This window comes from Streptomyces sp. MS191 (assembly GCF_008042125.1).
GTDB lineage: Bacteria > Actinomycetota > Actinomycetes > Streptomycetales > Streptomycetaceae > Streptomyces.
This window is the reverse complement of sequence record NZ_RDBI01000040.1, coordinates 163,820-167,020: the sequence shown is the minus strand read 5'-3', so window position 1 is coordinate 167,020 and position 3,201 is coordinate 163,820. Positions and strand designations below refer to the sequence as shown.

Below are 3,201 nucleotides of genomic sequence, written 5' to 3'. Positions count from 1 at the left end.
GGGTGATGGGTGGCTGGTCGTTGCTTGAGAACTACACAGTGGACGCGAGCATCTGTGGCCAAGTTTTTAAGGGCGCACGGTGGATGCCTTGGCACCAGGAACCGATGAAGGACGTGGGAGGCCACGATAGTCCCCGGGGAGCCGTCAACCAGGCTTTGATCCGGGGGTTTCCGAATGGGGAAACCCGGCAGTCGTCATGGGCTGTCACCCATGCCTGAACACATAGGGCATGTGGAGGGAACGAGGGGAAGTGAAACATCTCAGTACCCTCAGGAAGAGAAAACAACCGTGATTCCGGGAGTAGTGGCGAGCGAAACCGGATGAGGCCAAACCGTATGCGTGTGATACCCGGCAGGGGTTGCGCATACGGGGTTGTGGGATCTCTCTTTCACAGTCTGCCGGCTGTGAGGCGAGTCAGAAACCGTATGGATAGGCGAAGGACATGCGAAAGGTCCGGCGTAGAGGGTAAGACCCCCGTAGCTGAAATTCATACGGCTTGCTTGAGAGACACCCAAGTAGCACGGGGCCCGAGAAATCCCGTGTGAATCTGGCGGGACCACCCGCTAAGCCTAAATATTCCCTGGTGACCGATAGCGGATAGTACCGTGAGGGAATGGTGAAAAGTACCGCGGGAGCGGAGTGAAATAGTACCTGAAACCGTGTGCCTACAAGCCGTGGGAGCGTCGCTCATTGGGTTTACCCAATGGGTCGTGACTGCGTGCCTTTTGAAGAATGAGCCTGCGAGTTAGCGGTGTGTAGCGAGGTTAACCCGTGTGGGGAAGCCGTAGCGAAAGCGAGTCCGAARAGGGCGATTGAGTTGCACGCTCTAGACCCGAAGCGGAGTGATCTAGCCATGGGCAGGTTGAAGCGGAGGTAAGACTTCGTGGAGGACCGAACCCACCAGGGTTGAAAACCTGGGGGATGACCTGTGGTTAGGGGTGAAAGGCCAATCAAACTCCGTGATAGCTGGTTCTCCCCGAAATGCATTTAGGTGCAGCGTCGTGTGTTTCTTGCCGGAGGTAGAGCACTGGATAGGCGATGGGCCCTACCGGGTTACTGACCTTAGCCAAACTCCGAATGCCGGTAAGTGAGAGCACGGCAGTGAGACTGTGGGGGATAAGCTCCATGGTCGAGAGGGAAACAGCCCAGAGCATCGACTAAGGCCCCTAAGCGTACGCTAAGTGGGAAAGGATGTGGAGTCGCAGAGACAACCAGGAGGTTGGCTTAGAAGCAGCCACCCTTGAAAGAGTGCGTAATAGCTCACTGGTCAAGTGATTCCGCGCCGACAATGTAGCGGGGCTCAAGCGTACCGCCGAAGTCGTGTCATTGCAGCAAWWAGCCCCAACGGGTGCTGTGATGGGTAGGGGAGCGTCGTGTGCCGGGTGAAGCAGCCGCGGAAGCGAGTTGTGGACGGTTCACGAGTGAGAATGCAGGCATGAGTAGCGATACACACGTGAGAAACGTGTGCGCCGATTGACTAAGGGTTCCTGGGTCAAGCTGATCTGCCCAGGGTAAGTCGGGACCTAAGGCGAGGCCGACAGGCGTAGTCGATGGACAACCGGTTGATATTCCGGTACCCGCTTTGAAACGCCCAATATCGAGCCCATTAATGCTAAGGCCGTGAAGCCGCCCTGGAGCCTTCGGGCAAAGGGGAGTGGTGGAGCCGCTGACCCAAGGTGGTAGTAGGTAAGCGATGGGGTGACGCAGGAAGGTAGTCCAGCCCGGGCGGTGGTTGTCCCGGGGTAAGGGTGTAGGCCGTGTGATAGGCAAATCCGTCACACATTAAGGCTGAGACCTGATGCCGAGCCGATTGTGGTGAAGTGGATGATCCTATGCTGTCGAGAAAAGCCTCTAGCGAGTTTCATGGCGGCCCGTACCCTAAACCGACTCAGGTGGTCAGGTAGAGAATACCGAGGCGTTCGGGTGAACTATGGTTAAGGAACTCGGCAAAATGCCCCCGTAACTTCGGGAGAAGGGGGGCCATCACTGGTGATCGGATTTACTCCGTGAGCTGGGGGTGGCCGCAGAGACCAGCGAGAAGCGACTGTTTACTAAAAACACAGGTCCGTGCGAAGCCGTAAGGCGATGTATACGGACTGACGCCTGCCCGGTGCTGGAACGTTAAGGGGACCGGTTAGTGACCTTTCGGGGTTGCGAAGCTGAGAACTTAAGCGCCAGTAAACGGCGGTGGTAACTATAACCATCCTAAGGTAGCGAAATTCCTTGTCGGGTAAGTTCCGACCTGCACGAATGGCGTAACGACTTCTCGACTGTCTCAACCATAGGCCCGGTGAAATTGCACTACGAGTAAAGATGCTCGTTTCGCGCAGCAGGACGGAAAGACCCCGGGACCTTTACTACAGTTTGATATTGGTGTTCGGTTCGGCTTGTGTAGGATAGGTGGGAGACTTTGAAGCCGTGACGCCAGTCATGGTGGAGTCGCCGTTGAAATACCACTCTGGTCGTGCTGGATGTCTAACCTCGGTCCGTGATCCGGATCAGGGACAGTGTCTGATGGGTAGTTTAACTGGGGCGGTTGCCTCCCAAAGGGTAACGGAGGCGCCCAAAGGTTCCCTCAGCCTGGTTGGCAATCAGGTGTTGAGTGTAAGTGCACAAGGGAGCTTGACTGTGAGACCGACGGGTCGAGCAGGGACGAAAGTCGGGACTAGTGATCCGGCGGTGGCTTGTGGAAGCGCCGTCGCTCAACGGATAAAAGGTACCCCGGGGATAACAGGCTGATCTTCCCCAAGAGTCCATATCGACGGGATGGTTTGGCACCTCGATGTCGGCTCGTCGCATCCTGGGGCTGGAGTCGGTCCCAAGGGTTGGGCTGTTCGCCCATTAAAGCGGTACGCGAGCTGGGTTTAGAACGTCGTGAGACAGTTCGGTCCCTATCCGCTGTGCGCGTAGGAATATTGAGAAGGGCTGTCCCTAGTACGAGAGGACCGGGACGGACGAACCTCTGGTGTGCCAGTTGTCCTGCCAAGGGCATGGCTGGTTGGCTACGTTCGGGAGGGATAACCGCTGAAAGCATCTAAGCGGGAAGCCTGCTTCGAGATGAGTATTCCCACCTCCTTGAGAGGGTAAGGCTCCCAGTAGACGACTGGGTTGATAGGCCGGATGTGGAAGCCCAGTAATGGGTGGAGCTGACCGGTACTAATAGGCCGAGGGCTTGTCCTCAGTTGCTCGCGTCCACTGTGT

At 56.8% G+C, this 3,201-nt stretch carries 1 rRNA gene; it reads left to right on the top strand.

The annotated features are described in order from the left end of the window. Window positions 1-56 precede the first annotated feature (56 nt). Window positions 57-3,180 (top strand): 23S ribosomal RNA (locus EAO71_RS07605). Window positions 3,181-3,201: the final 21 nt, after the last annotated feature.